Below are 16214 nucleotides of genomic sequence, written 5' to 3'. Positions count from 1 at the left end.
CCAGTTGGGGCCGCCAGCGGTCCCGGGCAGGTTCAACTCCTGTGATCTTCCGCCAATTCAGTCATTTCTAACCATCTGAACTTATCCAGAAAATCAGCCCTTCGGTTCAATTCCTTTAGCTTTTAGCGCGCTTCTTGCCAACTCTTTAAGCCAGCTGGCGAGGCTCACCCCTTCTTCCGCCGCAACGGCATCCAACTGTTCCTTTAATGCCGGATCAATGCGCATTTTGAACTGCGGTGACTGACCGCCGCCCTTTGGTTTTTTTTCGCGCGATATGATTGACATGAGGCCACCTATCCATTTAATCTCAAAATATAAGAGGCCACCTAAAAGCCTCTTGTACTAGCAACACACTGGTGTGCTCGAACACACCAGTGTGTCTAACCTCACCAACTATCAAGGAGTTGATTATGGCTGATTCGCATTCTACCCCAGACATTGCGGTTTCCGGAACTGAGCGTCACCTGATTGTGGGATATCGCCCTCAAGGTCGCGACACCAGTACACCAAGTCTCACCCTTTCCGGCAAGTGGTTACGTGCAGCCGGGTTCGATACCGGAAAGCACTTCACGGTTAAGGTAATGGATGGTTGCATTGTGCTGCTGCCACAGAGCGATAAGGAAGAGATGCTTAAAGCGGAATTACTGCAAATTCAACAATCCTTTAAAAGCGTCAGCAACACGCTTCAACTCGTCTGACACCCGAAAATCTTCACTTTCTGGATAGCCGCTCTCAAATACTCCGGGTTAATCGTCCGTCTAATGAAATTCATGCTCTTCTGACATACTATGCGGGCCAAAGCAGTTTAATCCGGAGGCTATATGGCAAATGAACATTTAACATCATCCCCTGCAGGTGAGTTCGTTATATTTGCCAGCGGTGATGGGAAAGTACGAGTTGAATGCCGCTTTGAGCAAGAAACGCTATGGCTCCCTCAGGCAACCATCGCAAACCTTTATCAGATCACTCCTCAGGCCGTTACACAGCACATTAAAGCGATCTATGAAGAAGATGAACTTGACCAAAACGCAACCTGTAAGTCTTACTTACAAGTTCAACAGGAAGGTCGTCGTCAGGTAAGTCGTAACCGGCTTCACTATAGCCTGCCTGTTATCCTTGCCGTTGGCTATCGCGTTCGTTCCCCTCGCGGTACGCAGTTCCGTCAGTGGGCCACCCAGACGCTCCAGGAATATCTGATCAAAGGTTTTGTGATGGACGATGAGCGGCTGAAAAATCCGTCCGTTGGTTCATCGGCTGTACCCGATTACTTTGATGAGATGCTCGAACGCATCCGCGATATTCGCGCCAGCGAGCGTCGGGTTTATTTACGGGTACGAGAGATATTTGCATTAGCGGCTGACTATCAACCGTCGCTAAAAGAAACCACGCAGTTTTTTCAAACCATCCAGAACAAGTTGCATTTTGCCTGTACCGGACATACCGCTGCTGAACTCATTCATCAGCGTGCTGACGCTAACCAACTGCATATGGGGCTGACCAGCTATAAAGGTGAAGAGATCCGTAAGGGTGACGTGACGGTGGCAAAAAATTATCTCACTCAGGATGAGGTCAGCGAACTTAATCGCGTGGTTAACATGTGGCTGGATTTTGCCGAGGATCAGGCCCGTCGTCGTCAGCAGGTTTTTTTACGCGACTGGCAAGATAAGCTGGATCAGTTTCTGCAATTTAACGACCGCGAGGTTCTGCAAGGCGCAGGAAAAGTCAGTAAGCAAATGGCGGATGAAAAAGCACAGGCGGAATATAGTCAGTATTCTGAGCAGCAACAGCGCTTAAAAGAAGCCGAAGGTGAGAAGGATATCGCTGCTTTGCTACAGTGGAAAAAAGAGCCTAAAAAGTAGCACTGAGGATCCCGATCCTCACGAGCAAAATTATTTGGCTAAACCTGTTTTATCTATCGTGCTCGCATTTCTGCCGGGCGGCGGCTAGCGCCTTGCCCGGCCTACGCGATCTGAGATTATCTGTAGGCCTGTGCAATCCGCAACCACTTTCTCCCTCACCCGCTCCGTAACCCTCTCCGGCTTCTCAGACGAAACCACCCGGCAATCGGCTAATCCACAATATTCCTTAAAACGCTGGCGGAACTTCGCCTCTTCTTTTTCTCTGACCAAGCCAAAACCGCGCGCCAGCTGGCGTTCAACCACAATGCGCGTGGCAATATCGATATCTTCTGAAGGCAGCAGCAATATGGAATACCCGGCCTGTCGCACAAGTTGCCGATTGCTGGCAACAATCTCCGGGCAAACATCGGTGGCGAGAAATCCCGAAGACAGCACCACTACTCGTTTTTCATCCGGGTTATCTGCCAGCAGCCGAGTACATAGCGCGGCGTTCTCACGCACATAGTTTTCGTACCCATCACGCTGAATATATTCACGGATATTTAAAATCTGCTCGCAAAACTGGCTATCAAGATCGACAAGCCGATAACCCAGCGTCTGCGCCAAAAGCGCCCCAACCGTGCTTTTTCCCACCCCGCCGGGGCCAATCAGAAACAGCGTATTCATTGTTGGTTTCTCACATCTTTGTGACGTTGTTATCTCAGCAGAATACGGCGAATCGTGCGGTGATAGTAGCCGTTTTGTTGCACACGCCATCTCTCCACCCACGATATTTGTGTTATTTCGTCATCCTTTAAGTCTTTACACTAACCAGCAAGTACGAGTTCCCCAAACTCAAGTGAAGCGACAAAAAATAACAACGTAAAACAGCAAAAATATTCAACCAAATAAAAACTAAATATCTTCTTCTGAATAAAAAGTCATATATCATCCCCTTGGGCAGGGAAAGATACCCATGCTGTAACGCGTTATCACAAGGAGATTCCACCTGATGGAAAAGGTGCATTTTTTCACGCTACGCTTTCGTGGCTTTACGGTCGGCAATGGTCAGAATAGCGGCTATCTGCGCATCACGACTCGCGACAGGTCTTTCTATACCAATATGGCCTGGTTCAAAGAGCCCGCGCTCTTCGACCAACTCACTCCCGGCGATTTTATCCATATTGGCACCCATCAACTGGCAGACGGCAGCTACTGGATACACTGGGTAACCGATGGCAACATCGTTCTTGAGCCTGCCGGTTCGCGCCCCGCGCTACTCTTGCCTGTGTTGCGGATTTTTGCCGGTATTCCGGCTTTTTTTGTTGTGGTGTGCTCTATGTTTTACTCCAGCAACATCATCCTGATAATGGTGCTGTTTCTTGCTATCACGCTGATGCTGCTTTTCTATGGTCTGACGGACATCCATGCTATTTGCCTGCGCTTCTCATCGCGTGTTCGCGAACTGCTGGCAAAACTTGAGCTGGCCAAACAAGGCGATACGACTTTTTGCGAAGATGCGGGTAAGGTGCTGGTGGATCCCACTATTCCCGCCGAGATGCCGGAGGGTTTCGCCAATCTTGCTCCGCATCTGGAGGTAATAAAAAATACCGTCACCTCCGTTAATTATGAGCAATGGGACTCGCATATAACGGATAATTCCGGGGCGTGGATACGCTATGTTTGCCAGAGAAAATTTCTGGTGATGCACTGGCGAACGGGCGATCCGGTACTGCGCCGCGAAGTGATAAAAATTATGCCTTTCTTTTATAAAGCGCATATTCCTTTTGTTGCCGAAGGCGATCGTCTTCTGACGGTATTTAACCGCGATAGCGGCACTGTGCAGAGTGCATATAATTATCACGACGGCAGCGCGTATCATTTCTATGGCAACTGGTATCGTAGCAATCGCGTTATCGCCTCGTTCTACAGAATGATGTTTTTTGTCTTCGCACCGGTTTTAACATTGTCATTTCTCACGCTTTTTATTGGCTTCTCAATCGCTGATGGAAAGTTTGCCACAATGAACTGGGGGTTCGTTCAGCCCATCGTCAGCGTTATGCTTCTGACGGTTGGGGCAGTTACCGGATTAACCGACCTGGCGATGCAGCTTACCCGCCTGCTATCCACGCGGGTTCAGGCCTCGATCCGGGTGCGCAAGGCGTTAAGTTCGTTGCGTGAACAGCAGCAGCGCTCTGCGTATATTCAGGAGATTTGAATATGTTTGATACTTTCCCGCGGCGCTGCCTGTTTTTAGCCATCATATTCGCCATTGGGTTGTGGTGGCTCTGATCCTGTATACAGACTAACCCGACCGCCCCACGCAGGCCGGAGCAGTATTGTCCTCTGTGATAACGGTACTGAACGCCACCAGGATAATAAAGAAAGCGACAAATTCAGCGCTGATCAACAATACGTCCGTCAAGCCATAAGCGAACATCGACATCATAATAAAAAGCAGCAGCAGATTATTACGCCGAACGGCAAGCAGCGCGCCGCTGATATAAAACCCTAAAATCAGCGCCAGCCCAATCACGCCCTGTAGCGAAAAGGTATCGATTATCTCGTTATGCAGATGGACGTTAATGTACATCATCGCGGTTTTATTCTCCGGATGATCCTGCACATAATCGGCGCTCAAACGTTCACGGCTCTCCATCGACTGACCCAACGGTTTATGAACGCCGTTATAAATGCCTACCGTCCACATCGAGAAGCGCGCGCCCAGAGACGTATCATCATTACCGGTCTGGTAAGTCGAGATTTCATGCACCGTCTGGGTAATTTTCGGTTTGATATGAGCGTTGAAGTTGATACCCACAATACAGAGAACCACCACCGCCACGCCCAGCATCGGCTTGAGCTGAATCTTTTTGAAATTAAACAGCGTGAGCAGGAAGATTAGCGCCGGATACAGCCCCATAGCCGCCCGCGTACCGGTGAAGATAATATTCAGATATGAGATAAGCATCACCGCAACAGCCAGCATATAAGCCTGTCTTTTACGCAGTTGAAATAACGCATAGATAAATGCCAGCGACAGCGTTGAATAGATATAAGCGGCAACCGTAGGCCGATTAATCGCCATCTCAACCCGCGAAATACCCTGCCACTCCTGGATAAAACCATATACGGTTGCCAGCAGCAGGCTAATACCCGCAACGATAAGGAAAATTTTCTTCAGGGCGTTGCGGTGAAGATGATGTTTAAAGCTATCCAGATACAGCACCAGGATGCTGCCGAGTAGCAGTTTTTTACCACCGAGAAAGTGATCGTTATAGTGGTTGATATGACCGTGCTTCACCTCGTAAAAGAGAAACCACAGCATCTCCATCGCCCCAACCATCAGCGGCAGTAGAGCCACCTTGAAGCGTATTTTTCCAAGGTTTTTCCGCTCAAGAAATAGTCCCAGCACGCTGGCATATATCGCCAGATAAAAAAACACACGCTGCTGGGCAGAGTCCAGCAACAGGAATAATAGCGATATCGCTGCCAGTATTATCGTTAGCGTATAGATATTGCGGTTTATCTTTTCCATAATGCCTGAATAGCCTTTTTCTTATAACTTAATCTCACGTCAGGAGACATAAAAAAACCCGAAGATAAGGTTGACTTTATTTTTTCTTCAATAATGCTGATTTGTTCATGAGTTAACAACTGAGCATGCTTCAAATAAATATCCAACCAATGGCAACATACCAGCCAATGAAATGAAGAGGGAAACACTCTCTCCATTCTTTTTGTGCAGTTAATTAAATGGCGGATTTTTGTTTTATCCAGCACGCTGGAGAGGCTATTCGCCCGTTTGACGTAGTGATAATGCCCCTGTTTCTGAAACCAGATATTCTGCGAATGCATCAGAAAAGCAGGAAAAACGGCAAAATCTTCATAGCAGGTCATTGATGGAATCGGTGCGCAGAGGTAAATATCCTTACGAATAAACTGGCCGATTAAATGCGCCTGAAAATCTTTATGGATCAGAAAACGGCGAATAGCCTCGTGCTGTGGGAGTTTAATCGGCGAAAAACCGGCCCAGTCGCTATTGATGACGCTAAAGTTACGAGTTTCAATAAGGTGCGTCAGCAGCAAATCGGGCCTCTGCTGTTTAAGAAACGCCACCGCATCGCGCAAGCTTCGCGGCTTGAGCAGATCGTCGCCATCAACCATGGTGATATATTCACCACGGGCCATCTGCACCGCAATATTTCTGACTCTACCGACATTTTTCAGTTGAACTTCTCTCATCTGAACCGAAGAAAACGTCTCTGCATAACGCTCAATAATCTGCTGCGTCTTGTCATAAGAGCTGTCATTAAGCACAATGACTTCAACATCCTTTTCAAAATCAATGGCCTTTTTCACACTTTCCAGCGTCTCAGCAAGCGTGAGCTCACAATTATGCGCTGTGATGATAATGCTTAAAAAGGGCATGGGCACTCCCGTTGAATAGTCTGGCTTTATCGTTTTTGAGGGAAGCGGAGAAATATAGCTTAGAAATAAGCGACAGATTCTATTCTTACTACCAATGATTCAACGCAGAAAGGAGTAACAAAGCGTAAAAAGAAGGATAAAAAACCGCGAGAAAACAACAATCATTCATAACAAATTATAAAAGCATGAATATACAACAACATAACAAACCAATGCATTCACACCACAAATTAATAAATAAAAACCAATCAACCCAAACAATTTATTATACTGTAAAAGCGTTTTTTAAAATATTGATTACGCACTACACCACTTCTATTTATGGGCAATAAAAAAGTCCAAAAGCCTTCAGGCAAACAGGTCTTGCGTATTTTCTCATTTAGAATAATGATAATTATTTCTTTTTATCAGTAACGAAACTCTTTACCAAAAGACACGATTCGTTACTTATTACAGGCCCATTTAAGTTTAAAACCAGTCCGTACTATACCCTAAATAATTCGAGTTGCAGGACAAGGCACTTGTGCCTTGAACAGCGCTTGCGCTGGCCCCGAAGGGGCGAGGCCATAGGCCGAGTAACGCGGCGACGCAGTGAGTCCCCAGGAGCTTACTGAAGTAAGTGACTGGGGCGAGCGAGGAAAGCCAACGCACATGCAACTTGAAGTATGACGGGTATATATTAATAACTAACGAAATACCCTCTCGCCGCCAGGAGCTCTTTAACCCTTTGAGCTTTCCTCCTCTCATCCCACGTCAACCAGGCTACGCTTAACTCTGCCGCGCAAAAAACGTTCTCCCCCTCCGTATTGTTCAACTTCATTATGTAGAAGAGGTTTTGCTATGCAGATCAACGCTATTGGTACGAACTCCGCCAGCCAGCCGCTGGGTGCTATGGCCATCACCCGCCGCGAGCCGGGGCCGGACGATGTGCAGATCGCCATTGATTATTGCGGCGTCTGCCACTCCGATTTACACCAGGCGCGCTCCGAATGGGCCGGCACTCTCTACCCCTGCGTGCCGGGCCATGAAATCGTTGGCCGGGTGACCGCCGTGGGTAACCGGGTTGCAGGCTATGCCGTTGGCGATCTGGTGGGCGTCGGCTGCATGGTCGATAGCTGTAAAGCGTGCGAGGAGTGCCAGGACGGGTTGGAAAACTACTGCGATCACATGGTGCTCACCTACAACGGCCCAACGCAGGATGCCCCCGGCCACACCCTCGGGGGCTATTCCCAGCAAATCGTCGTCCATCAGCGCTACGTGCTGCGCGTGCGCCATCCTAAAGAGCAACTGGCCGCCGTCGCACCGCTGCTGTGCGCGGGTATCACAACTTACTCGCCGCTGCGCCACTGGAACGTCGGACCGGGCAAAAAAGTGGGCGTTGTCGGGATTGGTGGGCTGGGGCATATGGGGATTAAGTTGGCCCACGCCATGGGCGCTCACGTGGTGGCATTCACCACCTCAGAATCCAAGCGTGATGCGGCGCGGGAGCTGGGTGCGGACGAGGTCGTGGTGTCGCGCAACGAGGACGAGATGGCGGCACACGTGAAAAGCTTCGACTTTATTCTCAACACCGTGGCGGCACCGCACAATCTCGATGCTTTCACCACGCTGCTTAAACGCGATGGCACCATGACCTTAGTGGGCGCGCCCGCCACGCCGCATCCGTCACCGGAAGTGTTTAACCTGATCTTCCGTCGCCGGTCGATTGCCGGGTCGATGATCGGCGGTATCCCGGAAACCCAGGAGATGCTCGATTTTTGCGCCGAGCACGGTATCGTCGCCGATATTGAGCTGATTCGCGGCGATCAGATCAACGAGGCTTGGGAGAGAATGGTCAAAGGCGACGTGAAATACCGCTTCGTGATCGATAGCGCCACTCTCGGCGGCTAAGCGCCGCGGCGAAAGGTACGCCGCCACTCCGCCGGGCTGACGCCAAAGCGCGATTTAAACTGCTGGCGATAAGTCACGGCGGAGAGGTAGCCCACTTCCTCCGCCACCTGCTCGATAGGTAAATCCCCGGCTTCCAGCAGGATCTGACTACGCCGCAGGCGTTCGGCAGAAAGCCAGTCGGCGATACTCATACCGGTCGCTTTGGCGAAATGGCGGGTCAGGGTGCGGCGGCTCATTGCCGCCACCTGCGCCAGCGAATCAAGATTATGTGGTTCGCGGATATGCTGCTGGAGATACTCAAGCAGGCCGTTAATCCGCGCATCGCGGGTGTTTTTCGGTACCGGCTGGGCGATAAACTGTGCCTGCCCGCCCTCGCGGTGCGGCGGGACGATCATCCGCCTGGCAATCTGATTGGCGACAAGGCTGCCGAAACGCTGGCGGATGATATACAGGCAGCAGTCAAGCGCCGCCGCGGTGCCCGCCGAGGTAATAATGCGCTGGTCATCGACGTACAGGGCATTGATATCCAGCTGCACCTGCGGAAACAGACGCTGAAAATCCTGCTCGAACTCCCAGTGGGTCGCTGCCCGCTTACCGTCCAGCAGCCCGGCGTAGCCCAGCACAAATGCCCCGAGGCACAGGCCGACGATTTCAGCACCGTTATTACGCGCCCGCACGAGGCTGTCGAGCAGCGACTGCATAGGTCGTTGGTTCACCGCGCCCCAGTAAGGCACCACCACAATATCCGCCTGTTCAAGGGTCGCGAAGTCGCCGCTGGCGTTCAGCGCAAAGCCGTCGCGAGCGGTTAATAGCCCCGGTCGTTCGGCGCAAATATGCAGATTAAAGCGTTTGGTTTCCGAGACCGTATCGCCAAACAGCATACAGGGCACCGAGTAGTGGAACGGGCTAAACCCGTCCACCGCCACAATCGCCACTTCCGTGAGTTTCATTACCCGCTCCGGCATTAAAAGACCAACGTTTCCCCATCCTGCGGGATGCTGACCACATCGACAATCTGATTATCAGCCACGTACTGACGCAGCTCATCGCGGCTCAGCAGGCAGTGGTTTACCGCTTCCATGTGCCCAGCGACAATTTTGGCTTCCGGCAGAGTGAAATGTGCCTTCAGCACATCTTCTTTGCCCATAATGATCGGCCCAAAGCCGATAACGTGAGCATATCCGGCATTCAGCACCACCACGTCCGGTTGCAGTCTGACCATATCGGCTTCTACTTCATCGCGCCAGATGGTATCGCCCACCAACCACAGGGTTTTCTCCTGTGGATGACGCAGTACCACGCCGCAGGCTTCGCCCAGACGTTCGGCCATCGCCGGAACAGAATAGGTGCGGTCGCTGCCGTGCTGGCCGGAAGTGGTTTTCACCAGGGCAACGTCAGCAAATGCGCTGTCCTCAGAGAGCAGACGAATATCACTGAACCCTTGTCCGCGCAGCAATTGAGCATCGGCCTCATGCTGAACATAGATCGGCAGCGTTTTGGGGATCGCGGCGATCGCCGCCTCGTCCCAGTGATCTTCATGGGTGTGGGTGACGATAACGGCATCAACATCCACAACGTCGTCGATGGAAAAAGGCAGCGCCACCAGCGGGTTACGCAACTCGCTGCGCGCGGTTCCGGCGAATCCCGCCCAGGCGCCTTTATCCGCCAGCATCGGGTCAATCAGAAACTTTTTCCCTGCATATTCAATAATCTGGGTGGCGTTACGAATGTGGGTAATTTTCATGATGTTCATTCCTCTTTTGCAGTCATCTGGCGAACATCGTACGTGCCCTAAGCCTGGCTCAATATGGGCATGTGGGCAATGATCGATGAAATTGGGCCAATCTGCGGTGATTGCCATCCGCCCTCGCCTGTGGTGTGCTGAACGCTCAATTTTCAGGAAGAGTGGCTACGATGAAGAAGAAGTTAACCGCCGCCGATATGCACGACGCCGAGGTGATGGCGGATACCCCATGGTTCAGCATGCGCAAGGTCGGTATTGATATGGCCCCCGGCGATCGGCGGGATTTTTACTCCATCCACTACCCGCGACCAGCGGTGGGGATTGTGGCGATGCAGGATGACAAAGTGCTGCTGATTCGCCACTACCGCTACCTGATAGACCAGGTCGTATGGGCCGTTCCTTCTGGCGGCGTTGATGAAGGAGAAGACCCTCGCGAGGCGGCCCTGCGTGAACTGCGGGAGGAGACCGGCTGGCAGGCGCAGAACGCCGAAGAAATCATCCGCTATAACCCCTCTTACGGCAGCAGCGACCAGCTGTTTATCACCTGGCTCGCCAGCGATTTAACCTGGGTGGGAATGGATGAAGATCAGGATGAGGTGATGGAAACCGGCTGGTTCACTCTCGAAGAGATTGGCCAGCTGATCGCCCGCGGCGAGATGCCGGACGGGCTATCGCTGGTGCCGCTGCTGCATCTGATGGCGCAGCGGCGCACCGGCTTAGCGTAGCGGCTTTAGCATCCGCCAGCGGAACCACAGCTGGGCGACGAGGATCAACACGCCGCCGATAATCTTCTGCAGCGGCAGCTGTTCGCCGTACCACAGCGCGGCGGCAATCACCGTCAAAAGCGGCTCAAGCACCATAATGATTGCCGCGCTGGCGACTGCTGCGTACTTCTGCCCCTTCATTTGCAGGCCGAAGCGCAGGCTGGTCGCAATGACGATACTGGCAAGCAGCCAGCCGAAGGTTGGCAGGGTAAACGGCTGATCCCAGGTCTCGACGGCGGCGGAAATCCCCAACCCGACAACCCCGGTGATGCCTAGCTGCACGGTGGTCAGCGGGATCAGCGGCACCTCGCGAGCGCTTTTGCTGGTGTAGCAAAACCAGATTGACTGCACCAGCGCGGTCAGCAGGAACCAGCCCTGGCTGGGGTGGAACTCAATCGGCATATGCAGGCTGAGCAATCCGAGACCGATAACCGCAATCGGCAGGCACTCCCAGTAGGCCCGCGCCGGACGCGCCTTCATCATCACCCAGGCGGTAAGCGGCACGAACAGCATCGACAGGCTCATAATAAACGCCCCTTCGCCCAGCGACGGGGTCGTTGATACCGAGTAGATCCACAGGCACAGGTTTAGCGCAAACCACAGGCCGCTGATAATCATGCGCGGCCAGTGCTGCTTGTCGACGTGTAAGCCGCGACAGAACGGCAGCAGCAGCAGCGCGGCGAAGAAAAAGCGCAGGCCGAGGAAGGCGAAAACCGGCATGCCGGCAATCGCTTCACGGGAAAAAATCCATCCGCAGGCGGCGATAACCGTCGCGGCTATGAGCAGCAAATCAGCCTGGCGTTGCCGGGTCATCGCCACATCTCCTTGTGTCAATAATTACCAGCCGGGAACCGCGCCGCCGTTGAAGATAGTCTCTGCCGCCTTCGCCACTTCCGGCGACTGGTAGGACTGCATAAACTCTTTCACGTTTTCCGCATCTTTGTTGTCTTCGCGGGTCACGATAATGTTCACATACGGCGAGTTTTTGTCTTCGATAAAGATGCCGTCACGTACCGGTGAAAGTCCAGTTTGCTGCAGATAGGTGGTGCTGATGATCGCCACGTCGACTTTTGGGTCGTCGATGACGCGCGGTAGCTGCGCCCCTTCCAGCTCCATGATTTTCAGGTTATGCGGGTTGTCGGTAATATCGACCGCCGTCGGCAGCAGGCCGGTGCCCGCTTTGAGGGTAATCAGCTTCTCTTGCTGGAGCAGAAGCAGCGCGCGGCCCAGGTTGGTCGGGTCGTTCGGAATGGCGATGGTCGCGCCGTCTTTCAGCTCGGCGACGGATTTAATTTTTCGCGAGTAGCCCGCCATCGGGAAAACAAAAGTATTGCCGACCGCCACCAGGTGATAATTGTGGGCTTTGTTATCCTGTTCGAGGAACGGGCGGTGCTGGAAGACGTTAGCATCCAGATCCCCGGCGTTGGTGGATTCGTTGGGCAGCAGCGAGCCGCTAAAGCCCACCAGCTCGACATCGAGGCCATACTTCTCTTTGGCCACTTTCTTCGCCACTTCTGCTACATCCTGTTCCGCGCCGTTAATGACGCCAACTTTAATGTGTTTGGCATCGCCGCCCTTCTGGTCGCAGCCCGCCAGCAGCAGGCCCGCCAGCACCACGGCGGCGGCTGTCCGTAAACGCAATTTCATTGTTATTACCCCGTCAGTCCATAGAGAATCGTTATTATTTTTTCGTCTGAAACTATAACGACTTTGGGGTGAGGTTTTAAACGCAAAAACGGCAATCGGAAATAAAATCATCTTCCCCCTTTCTCCCGGGGGCGGCGCGATGCGCCTGCCCGGGCTACGGGTTCACCGTCGGCTGCGATCGAGTAGCCCGGACAGCTGCGCAGCGCTGCCTCCGGGCATCTCTTCAACGATGAGGCTCGTTCCATAGAACGGGGGACGCGCCTTACAACCCAAGTTCACTCAATCCCGGGTGATCGTCCGGGCGACGCCCCTGGGGCCAGTGGAACAGGCGCTCGCTCTCGGCGATCGGCAGGTCGTTGATGCAGGCGTAGCGCGTCTGCATCAGGCCACGCTCGTCAAATTCCCAGTTCTCATTGCCGTAGGAGCGAAACCAGTTGCCACTGTCGTCGTGCCACTCATAGGCAAAGCGCACCGCAATACGATTATCGCTCCACGCCCACAGCTCCTTAATCAGACGGTATTCCTGCTCTTTACGCCATTTTCGCTGCAAAAAGTCGATAATTTGCGTCCTGCCGTGCACAAATTCGCTGCGATTACGCCATTCGCTATCGACGGTGTAGGCCAGCGCGACCTTTCCGGCATCTCGGCTGTTCCAGCCATCTTCAGCTGCCCGCACTTTTTGCGCGGCGCTCTCGCGGGTAAACGGCGGTAGAGGCGGACGTTGTTCGGTCATCATGAATCTCCTGTTTGAATACGCTGCTGCAGGCGCTGATTTTCCCGCTCCAGTTCGTCAATACGCTGTTGCAGCGTCTGGCTATACTCCGCCACCTGCTGAGCGGTATAGCGGGGAGTAATATGCTGAGGGCAGTTCCAGTCAAAAGCCTGTAAATGAAAGCGAAAAATACGCTCGATTCTGGCCCGGTAGTTCTCCGGCGTGACCCGCGCCAATAATTCCGGGTCGCTCCCCGCTGCCACAACTTCCACGGTGGCGTAGATTTTCAGCCTGGCACGGCGCGGATAATCCATCAAAAACAAGCAGGCCCGGTCACTACCGCGCAAATTGCCGGTAGTGATGTATTGGCGATTACCAGAAAAATCTGCCATCGCCAGCGTGGTCTCATCCAACAGATGCAGGAAACCCACCGGGCCGCCGCGATGCTGAATATAGGGCCAGCCAGTTTGCGAAATCGTCGCCAGGTAGAAGCTATCGCGGGTGGTGATCATCCCCTCTTCGCTATCGCTGAAGCGCTCGCCTTTGCGCGGGCGATACGGTGACTGCCACATCCCGTCGCTGCCCATCTCATGCTGAACATCCATCACGTTCGGGGTCATGGCGATATCAAGAAAGTCTGCTGACATAAATCCTCCAGAGGCGATGTGGCATGACTCATCATGGACTGTGTCGGCAAAAAAGATAATAGTGGGGATCCGGCAATCATCTTTCCGAAAAATGGGATAATTATGGACCGACTCAGCGCCATGGCGCTGCTGGTGAAAGTGACTGAACTCGGCAGTATGTCGGCAGCGGCGCGGGCGCTAAATACGCCTCTGACCACTGTCAGCCGCAATATTGCCGAACTGGAAAATACGCTCGGTGCACGCCTGCTCATCCGTACAACCCGCAAGCTAACGCTGACCGACGCCGGAGCCAATTATGTCGCCGCCGCGCGGCAGATCCTCGAAGAGGTGGAGAACGCCGAGCGACAGGCGGCGGGTGAATATCAGGAACCAAAAGGCGAGCTGACGATCTCTGCGCCTATCATGTTTGGTCGTCAGCACGTTTTACCGGTAATCACGGAATTTCTTGCCCGTTACCCGCAGATTCGCGTCCGTTTACTGCTTAGCGATCGCAACGCCGACCTGGTGGACGATCATGTTGATTTAGCGGTACGTATCGGTGCCTTGCCGGATAGCGGGATGGTGGCGACCCGCCTTGGTGAGATGCGCATCGTCACCTGTGCGCATCCGGGGTTGCTGGAAAAATACGGCACGCCAGAACGCCCGCGCGATCTGACCATACTGCCGATGATTCACATTGAGTCGCCGATGCCCTACAGCGGCTGGCGGTTTAATACCACAGAAGCGCAAGACCGGCTGGTCGCGATCGCTCCGGTGCTTTCGGTGACCACCCCGGAGAGCGCCGCCGATGCCGCCCGACTGGGGGCTGGCGTGGCGCGCCTGCTGCATTACCAGGCTATCGATGGCCTGGTGTGCGGCGAACTGAAGCTGATTTTTCAAACGATGGAGCCGGAACCCGCGCCGGTGCATCTGCTCTCTAACGCCCGAGACCTGGCCCCGCTCAAGCTACGTAAATTTATCGATTTCGCTGCACCAGCCCTGCGTCGGGCGCTGCTGCGTATTGCCGCCACCACCTAGTGAGCAGTCGTTTTCAGCGGTGCTTCTTTCAGTAGCCAGGAGAGCACAAACGCCACCGCCATAATGCAGGCCGCCATCAGGAATGCCGCGTGGATAGCGGCCCCGAAGGAGTCGAGGTAATCCAGACGAATCTCCGCAGGCAAATTCTGTACCGCCGCCGGATTCAGCGCCCGCGGCAGCTGCGCACCTTCCGGCAGCAGGTGTTGCAGGTTATTTTGCAATACATGGGTGAATACTGCGCCAAACAGCGCCACGCCGATAGAGCCGCCAATCGAGCGGAACAGCGTCACGCCGGAGGTCGCCACGCCGTACATTTGCGCAGGCATCGCGTTCTGCACTGCCAGTATCAGCACCTGCATCACCAGTCCCAGACCCGCTCCCAGCACGCCGGTGAACAGATACAGCTGCCACATTGGCGAGTGGATGGTAATGCGCGTCAGCAGCACCATTCCCACCACGCCCAGCAGGGTGCCGATAATTGGAAACACCCGGTACTTACCGGTATGGCTGATAATGCGTCCGCTGATGATCGAGGTTAGCAGCAGACCGCCCATCAGCGGGATCAGCTGTAGCCCCGCCTCGGTCGGCGTCGCCGCTTTCACCACCTGCAAATAGAGCGGCAGGAAGGTCACCGAACCAAACAACGACATCCCAACGACAAAGCCAATCAGGCTGCACAGCAGAAAGCTGCGGTTGCTGAATAATGAGAGCGGAATAATCGGCTCTGCGGCAAGTCGTTCTTCATGAATAAAACCGATAATCCCCACCACGCCAAAGGCCAGAATGCACCACAACTGCGGGTCGTTCCACGCGCGGACGCTGCCACCCTCGGAGGTAAACAGAATGATGCACAGTAGCGCCATACTGAGGTAAATCGCCCCTAGCCAGTCGATCTGGTGCTGGCTGCGCTTGTTGCTGCTGTGAAAAACCGCGCCGATCACCAGCAGCGCGAACAGGCCCAGCGGCAGGTTGATGTAGAAAATCCAGCGCCAGGAGGCGTGCTGCACCAGGAAGCCGCCGATTAACGGCCCGATCACCGTCGCCAGGCCAAAAACACCACCAAATAACCCCTGATAGCGACCGCGATTAGCAGGCGGGATCACATCGGCCACCGCCGCCATGCTGATCACCATCAGGCCACCACCGCCTAACCCTTGCAGGGCGCGCATCAGCACCAGTTGGGTCATGTTCTGTGCCAGCCCGCACAGGGCGGAACCGGCAAGGAACAGCACGATCGCCACCTGCAGGACGATTTTTCGTCCGAACAGGTCGCCAAATTTGCCGTACAGCGGCACCGCGATGGTCGAACTGAGGATATAGGCGGTCACTACCCACGAGAGTTTATCCAGCCCGCCGAGTTCGCCGACGATGGTCGGCAGCGCGGTCGAGACAATAGTCTGGTCCAGCGCTGATAGCAGCATGACCAGCAGTAGAGCGCTGAAGAGCAGGCGGATCGAGGGTACCGCCGGTTGGCTCGCGACTTCAGATGTCATAGCATCACTCGCTTGAAATTAATTAAATACA

17 protein-coding genes are annotated in these 16214 nt (G+C 53.7%); 6 read left to right on the top strand and 11 right to left on the bottom strand.

Annotated elements, in window-relative coordinates; translation table 11 throughout:
- Positions 1 to 93 precede the first annotated feature (93 nt).
- Positions 94 to 285 carry a toxin-antitoxin system HicB family antitoxin gene (locus QVF11_RS24685; protein WP_142464181.1) on the bottom strand — a complete coding sequence of 64 codons (192 nt, stop codon included), beginning with the start codon at positions 283 to 285 and terminating at the stop codon, positions 94 to 96.
- Between the two features lie 125 nt (positions 286 to 410).
- On the opposite strand from QVF11_RS24685, the gene QVF11_RS24680 reads away from it, so the two are divergent.
- Both QVF11_RS24680 and QVF11_RS24675 read left to right on the top strand, forming a co-directional pair.
- Positions 411 to 698, top strand: a complete 288-nt coding sequence (locus tag QVF11_RS24680) for a SymE family type I addiction module toxin (RefSeq protein ID WP_287860031.1) — start codon at positions 411 to 413, stop codon at positions 696 to 698.
- A 123-nt stretch (positions 699 to 821) separates the two neighbouring features.
- Entirely contained in the window at positions 822 to 1859 is a 1038-nt protein-coding gene (locus tag QVF11_RS24675; protein ID WP_287860028.1) for a virulence RhuM family protein, read from the top strand.
- A gap of 84 nt (positions 1860 to 1943) precedes the next feature.
- On the opposite strand, the gene QVF11_RS24670 is transcribed toward QVF11_RS24675, so the two are convergent.
- Positions 1944 to 2525 carry a shikimate kinase gene (locus QVF11_RS24670; protein WP_287860025.1) on the bottom strand — a complete coding sequence of 194 codons (582 nt, stop codon included), beginning with the start codon at positions 2523 to 2525 and terminating at the stop codon, positions 1944 to 1946.
- A 325-nt stretch (positions 2526 to 2850) separates the two neighbouring features.
- Here QVF11_RS24670 and QVF11_RS24665 point away from each other — a divergent pair, with 325 nt between their 5' ends.
- A complete protein-coding gene (locus QVF11_RS24665; protein WP_287860023.1) occupies positions 2851 to 4056 on the top strand; it encodes a hypothetical protein in 1206 nt (401 codons plus the stop codon).
- An 87-nt stretch (positions 4057 to 4143) separates the two neighbouring features.
- On the opposite strand, the gene QVF11_RS24660 is transcribed toward QVF11_RS24665, so the two are convergent.
- Together QVF11_RS24660 and QVF11_RS24655 are read right to left on the bottom strand one after the other, a co-directional pair.
- The gene (locus QVF11_RS24660) at positions 4144 to 5376 is read right to left on the bottom strand and encodes an O-antigen ligase family protein (protein WP_287860021.1); all 1233 of its coding nucleotides are present in this window, start codon (positions 5374 to 5376) and stop codon (positions 4144 to 4146) included.
- Positions 5364 to 6269, bottom strand: coding sequence for a glycosyltransferase family 2 protein (locus QVF11_RS24655; protein ID WP_287860018.1), 906 nt, complete (start codon positions 6267 to 6269; stop codon positions 5364 to 5366). Before QVF11_RS24655 ends, QVF11_RS24660 begins: the two co-directional genes overlap by 13 nt.
- An 840-nt stretch (positions 6270 to 7109) precedes the next feature.
- On the opposite strand from QVF11_RS24655, the gene QVF11_RS24650 reads away from it, so the two are divergent.
- Complete coding sequence (locus tag QVF11_RS24650; RefSeq protein WP_287860015.1) at positions 7110 to 8159, top strand: NAD(P)-dependent alcohol dehydrogenase; 1050 nt, start codon at positions 7110 to 7112, stop codon at positions 8157 to 8159.
- Here QVF11_RS24650 and QVF11_RS24645 read toward each other — a convergent pair.
- Both QVF11_RS24645 and QVF11_RS24640 read right to left on the bottom strand, forming a co-directional pair.
- Positions 8156 to 9109: a GlxA family transcriptional regulator gene (locus tag QVF11_RS24645; RefSeq protein ID WP_287860013.1), complete on the bottom strand. Its 954-nt coding sequence runs from the start codon at positions 9107 to 9109 to the stop codon at positions 8156 to 8158. The two genes, QVF11_RS24650 and QVF11_RS24645, sit on opposite strands and share 4 nt — an antisense overlap.
- Positions 9110 to 9123: 14 nt before the next feature.
- Positions 9124 to 9903 carry an MBL fold metallo-hydrolase gene (locus tag QVF11_RS24640; protein ID WP_287860010.1) on the bottom strand — a complete coding sequence of 260 codons (780 nt, stop codon included), beginning with the start codon at positions 9901 to 9903 and terminating at the stop codon, positions 9124 to 9126.
- A 170-nt stretch (positions 9904 to 10073) separates the two neighbouring features.
- Between QVF11_RS24640 and QVF11_RS24635 the strand changes: the two genes are divergently transcribed.
- A complete protein-coding gene (locus QVF11_RS24635; RefSeq protein WP_142513457.1) occupies positions 10074 to 10628 on the top strand; it encodes an NUDIX hydrolase in 555 nt (184 codons plus the stop codon).
- Here QVF11_RS24635 and QVF11_RS24630 read toward each other — a convergent pair.
- The 4 genes from QVF11_RS24630 to QVF11_RS24615 form a co-directional block, all read right to left on the bottom strand.
- Entirely contained in the window at positions 10620 to 11480 is an 861-nt protein-coding gene (locus QVF11_RS24630) for a DMT family transporter (RefSeq protein ID WP_142514987.1), read from the bottom strand. The two genes, QVF11_RS24635 and QVF11_RS24630, sit on opposite strands and share 9 nt — an antisense overlap.
- A 24-nt stretch (positions 11481 to 11504) precedes the next feature.
- The gene (gene nlpA / locus QVF11_RS24625) at positions 11505 to 12314 is read right to left on the bottom strand and encodes a lipoprotein NlpA (RefSeq protein ID WP_112216101.1); all 810 of its coding nucleotides are present in this window, start codon (positions 12312 to 12314) and stop codon (positions 11505 to 11507) included.
- A 262-nt stretch (positions 12315 to 12576) separates the two neighbouring features.
- On the bottom strand, positions 12577 to 13047 hold the full coding sequence (locus QVF11_RS24620) for a nuclear transport factor 2 family protein (RefSeq protein ID WP_112216079.1): 471 nt from the start codon (positions 13045 to 13047) through the stop codon (positions 12577 to 12579).
- Positions 13047 to 13673 carry a pyridoxamine 5'-phosphate oxidase family protein gene (locus tag QVF11_RS24615; protein WP_112216080.1) on the bottom strand — a complete coding sequence of 209 codons (627 nt, stop codon included), beginning with the start codon at positions 13671 to 13673 and terminating at the stop codon, positions 13047 to 13049. The genes QVF11_RS24620 and QVF11_RS24615 overlap by 1 nt, the downstream gene beginning before the upstream one ends.
- A 102-nt stretch (positions 13674 to 13775) precedes the next feature.
- Here QVF11_RS24615 and QVF11_RS24610 point away from each other — a divergent pair, with 102 nt between their 5' ends.
- Positions 13776 to 14690: a LysR family transcriptional regulator gene (locus QVF11_RS24610; RefSeq protein WP_287860002.1), complete on the top strand. Its 915-nt coding sequence runs from the start codon at positions 13776 to 13778 to the stop codon at positions 14688 to 14690.
- On the opposite strand, the gene QVF11_RS24605 is transcribed toward QVF11_RS24610, so the two are convergent.
- Complete coding sequence (locus tag QVF11_RS24605) at positions 14687 to 16183, bottom strand: MDR family MFS transporter (protein WP_287859999.1); 1497 nt, start codon at positions 16181 to 16183, stop codon at positions 14687 to 14689. The genes QVF11_RS24610 and QVF11_RS24605 overlap by 4 nt on opposite strands.
- Positions 16184 to 16214: the final 31 nt, after the last annotated feature.

Origin of the sequence: Klebsiella sp. (assembly GCF_027492335.1) — a bacterium.
Classification (GTDB): Bacteria; Pseudomonadota; Gammaproteobacteria; order Enterobacterales; family Enterobacteriaceae; genus Klebsiella; species Klebsiella huaxiensis.
The sequence above is the reverse complement of the archived record's forward strand: the minus strand, read 5'-3'. Positions and strand labels throughout refer to the sequence as shown.